Raw genomic sequence first — 4,104 nt, 5'->3', positions numbered from 1 at the left:
CTGCCCATGACCCCGCTGCAGCTGCTCGACTTCGTGGGCCCTGCGGTCCTGGTCCACATCACGCACACCATGAATGCGGCGTACCCGGACCGTTTCACGCTCTCGCCGTGGCTCGACGCCGTCGCGGACGCCGGCCTGCGCAACACCCTGCCACCGCGCGGGGAGACCTCTGAGACCTATCTCGCGGAGGGTGCCCAGCAGGCATTGGAGCGCACCCGCCAGGAGAGGGGGGTGCCGGACCGTTCGGACGACGGCGCGGATGGCCACCTGCTGACCGACGTCCAGGACGCGCTCGCGGAGGAGATCGGCCACATGCTGGACGAGGGCGTCGTGGCGACAGCCCGGGACGTGGACCTCTGCATGATCCTGGGTGCCAACTACCCGTTCCACATGGGCGGTATTACGCCCTACCTCGACTACACGGGTGCCTCCGAGCGCGTCCGCGGGCAGCGCTTCGACGCCGCCCAGCAGTAGTCCCCTTCCACCACCGAGCATCGAGCACTGGTTCGAGCACCAAGGAGTGATCATGACCATCGACAACACGGCATCCGCCACGCAGACGTTCCCCGTGGGCACCATGGAGCCGGAGTACACGCTGAACGAGGCGCTGGACACGGACGAGGCCGGCACGTTCGCCGAGATCTCGGACGAGGACCGCGCCCACTGGATGCGCGCCCGCGCGTTCGTCCAGGAGGACGTCCTCCCGGTGATCGGCGAGTACTGGGACAACAGCGAGTACAACCTGGACCTGGTGGCGCGCATGGGTGAGCTGGACCTGCTGCGCGACGGCGTGGACGTTCCCGGCTACCCGCCCATGTCCAAGATGGCGGCGGGGCTGATCAGCATGGAGCTCTCCCGCGGTGACGGCTCGATCTCCACGGTGGCGGGGGTGCAGGGCGGTCTGGCCATGCGCTCGATCGCCATGTGCGGCAGCGACGAGCAGAAGCAGCGCTGGCTCCCGGACATGGCGGCGGGCAAGCTGCTGGGCTCGTTCGCACTGACCGAGCCCGCGCACGGCTCGGACTCCATCGGCCTGGAGACCTCCGCGGTCCCCGTGGAGGGCGGCTACGTCCTCAACGGCGAGAAGAAGTGGATCGGCAACGGGTCCATGGGTGGGATCACCGTGGTGTGGGCGCGCAGCAGCCAGGACGGCAAGGTTCTCGGCTTCGTGGTCCCCCAGGACTCCGATGGCTACACCGCCACCACCATCACCGGCAAGCTCTCCCTGCGCGCCATCCACCAGGCGCACATCCGCATGGAGAACGTCTTCGTGCCCACGGAGAACGTGCTGCCCAAGGCGCAGTCCTTCAAGGACACCTCCGCGGTGCTCTTCGCCACGCGCATCGGCGTGGCCTGGGCCGCCGTGGGTCACGCCCAGGCCTGCTACGAGAGCGCCGTGCAGTACGCCGCTCAGCGCAAGCAGTTCGGCCGTCAGCTGGCCGCCTCGCAGATCGTGCAGGAGCGCCTGGCCCGGATGCTGAGCGAGCTCACGCAGATCCAGACGCTCGTGATGGCCATGGCGCGCAAGGAGGAGGCGGGCTCCCTCACGGGCCCGCAGGCCTCCCTCGCCAAGTTCACGGCCACGCGCACGGCGCGTCAGATCGCCGCGAACGCTCGTGATCTGCTGGGCGGCAATGGCATTCTGTTGGAGAACCGTGTCGCACGTCACTTCGCGGACGTGGAGGCCATCCACACCTACGAGGGGACCGAGACGGTCCAGGCGCTGATCATCGGCAAGTCGATCACCGGGATCTCCGCCTACAACTGAGTCGCCTACACCTGAGCGGCCAGCACCGCGCCCTCCGGGGCCCGACCCGCAGGGAGCACCATGTTTGCCAATTCCGAGCCGCTGACCCCGCTGCGCTTCCTGGAGCGCAGCGCGGAGGTCTTCCCCCGCCGTCGCGCCGTGGTGCACGGCACGCAGGAGTGGACCTGGGAGCAGTTCGAGTGGGACGTCCGGCGTTTTGCCACGGCGCTGCTGCCCCACCTGCGGGACGGCGTGGCCGCCACGGCGAAGGGCGAGCAGGAGGCGCAGGCCTCGGGCCCGGGGGTGGCGCACGCCCACCGGGGGACCGGAGCGTCGGGCCTGGTCCCGGCCTCCACCCCGGGTCACGGCGACGACGCCGGGCGCCCGGGTGCCGAACCCTCCTCGACCTCGGCGCCCGGGCGGGGCACGGACCAGGCGGCCTCCAGCAGCGGGGTCGCAGCTCCTGACTCACCGGGCGCGGCCACGTTGTCTGATCCCTCATCGGCATCGGGAGGGACGGATACCAGCACCCGCAGTGGACGCGGCGGCGGCACAGCGGGCGAGGAATTCCAGGGCGCGGAGCTGCTGGACCGTTCCTGGCCCACGGTGGCCGTGATAGCCCCGAATGTTCCCGCCGCGCTGATGGCGCACTACGCGGTGCCCGCCGCGGGTGCCGTGCTCGTTCCGCTGAACCCCCGCCTGAGTGCCCGGGAGCTGGGCTACATCCTGGGGCACTGCGAGGCGCGGGTGGTCCTCGCGGACGTCTCCGTGCTCGACGTCGTGGCCGAGGCCCTCGGTGACCGTCCCGGCGTCACCCTCGTCCAGATCCCCGACGAGCAGGCGGATCTTCCCGCGGTCCGCGAGGGCGCGGGGGGCGCGGTGCCCACGTTCGAGGAGTTCCTGGACGTGGAACCGCTCGAGGCGGCGGGCGTGGGGGACGCGGCGCGCGGCGTCGTCGGCTACGGCGTGGCGGACGAGAACGCGCCCATCACGCTGAACTACACCTCCGGGACCACGGGGCGTCCCAAGGGTGTGCTCTACGCGCACCGCGGGGCCTACCTCAACAGCCTGGGTGAGGTCTTCCACAACGGCTTCGGCGGAGACACCCGCTACCTGTGGACGCTGCCCATGTTCCACTGCAACGGGTGGTGCACCACGTGGGCGGTCACCGCGGCGGGCGGCACTCACGTGTGCCTGCGCGCGGTGCGGGCGGACGAGATCTGGCGCGCGTTCGACGAGCAGGGCATCACGCACCTGTGCGGGGCGCCCGCCGTGTGCTCGGTGATCGTGGACGCGCAACAGGCACACCCCCTGGAGAAACCCATCCGCATCACGACCGCCGGTGCCCCTCCCGCCCCCAGCATCATTGAACGGCTGGAGACGGCGGGGTTCGACATCGTGCACGTGTACGGCCTCACGGAGGTCTTCGGTCCCATCACCATTTGCGAGCCGCAGGAGCAGTGGGCGGATCTCGCCCCGGCCGAACGGGCACAGCAGATGTCCTGGCAGGGCGTGGCGATGATCCAGGCGGAGTCCGCGCGCGTCGTCGACCCGGAGGGCGCAGACGTGCCCGCGGACGGCGAGATGCTGGGGGAGGTCGTGCTGCGGGGCAACAACGTGATGATTGGCTACTACAAGGACCTGCCCGCCACCCGCAAGGCCTTCGACGGCGGCTGGTTCCACACCGGGGACCTGGGCGTGATGCACCCCAACGGGTACATCCAGCTGCGGGACCGTGCGAAGGACATCATCATCTCCGGTGGTGAGAACATCTCCTCCATCGAGGTGGAGCAGGCGCTCTACTCGCACCCGGACGTCATCGACGTCGCCGTGGTGGGGGTCGCCCACGAGAAGTGGGGCGAGCGACCGGTCGCCCATGTGGTGCGCGCCGGCGGTTCCGCGGTGAGTGAGGACGAGCTTCGGGAGCACGTCCGAGGACAGCTCAGTGGGTTCAAGGTCCCGGACACCATCACTTTCAGCGATGAACTGCCCCGCACGGCCACGGGCAAGGTGCGGAAGAACCTCCTCCGGGGCTGATCCAGGGCTGACCCGGGGTGGGGCTGGTCGGGGGCCCAGGAGACCGGGAGCGCCCGTTTTGCACAGGCCTGAAGCCGTGTGTAATGTATTCCGAGTCGCCGCAAGGACGGACAGCCGAGAGCTGGCCGGGCAGGTCGACAAGCTTCCTGTTCCAGAACGGAACGCAAACGGCGAGTGAACGCCGGGTTGCGAACCGGACGAGGAACGGATAAGCTGGTCGAGTTGCCGCGAGGACAGCGAAGAGCTTCCAAGCATGCGGCACACAAACTTCCAATCGATGGCCTCGATAGAGGCTCTGATGTGGTGTGTTGTTTGTCAAC

Annotated in this window: 2 protein-coding genes and 1 pseudogene; all 3 read left to right on the top strand. The window is 69.4% G+C overall.

From position 1 onward, the window contains the following. A pseudogene (locus tag B3G12_RS02355) lies at nucleotides 1–474 on the top strand (fatty oxidation complex subunit alpha); the annotation flags it as partial. Nucleotides 475–526: 52 nt separating this feature from the next. After that, nucleotides 527–1,768 (top strand): acyl-CoA dehydrogenase family protein, encoded by a 1,242-nt coding sequence (locus B3G12_RS02350; RefSeq protein ID WP_290498908.1) that lies wholly within the window; start codon nucleotides 527–529, stop codon nucleotides 1,766–1,768. A gap of 60 nt (nucleotides 1,769–1,828) precedes the next feature. Beyond that, nucleotides 1,829–3,784, top strand: coding sequence for an AMP-binding protein (locus B3G12_RS02345; protein ID WP_260983419.1), 1,956 nt, complete (start codon nucleotides 1,829–1,831; stop codon nucleotides 3,782–3,784). Nucleotides 3,785–4,104 lie beyond the last annotated feature (320 nt).

The sequence above is a fragment of the Kocuria sp. UBA5001 genome (assembly GCF_002398425.1).
GTDB lineage: Bacteria > Actinomycetota > Actinomycetes > Actinomycetales > Micrococcaceae > Kocuria > Kocuria salsicia.
Note: the sequence above shows the minus strand (reverse complement) of the source record. Positions and strands in the feature narration are given on the sequence as shown.

Excerpts from the sequence above, each read along its gene's own strand:
- B3G12_RS02350 (WP_290498908.1), top strand. The coding sequence starts at position 527 with ATGACCATCGACAACACGGCATCCGCCACGCAGACGTTCCCCGTGGGC.
- B3G12_RS02345 (WP_260983419.1), top strand. The coding sequence starts at position 1,829 with ATGTTTGCCAATTCCGAGCCGCTGACCCCGCTGCGCTTCCTGGAGCGC.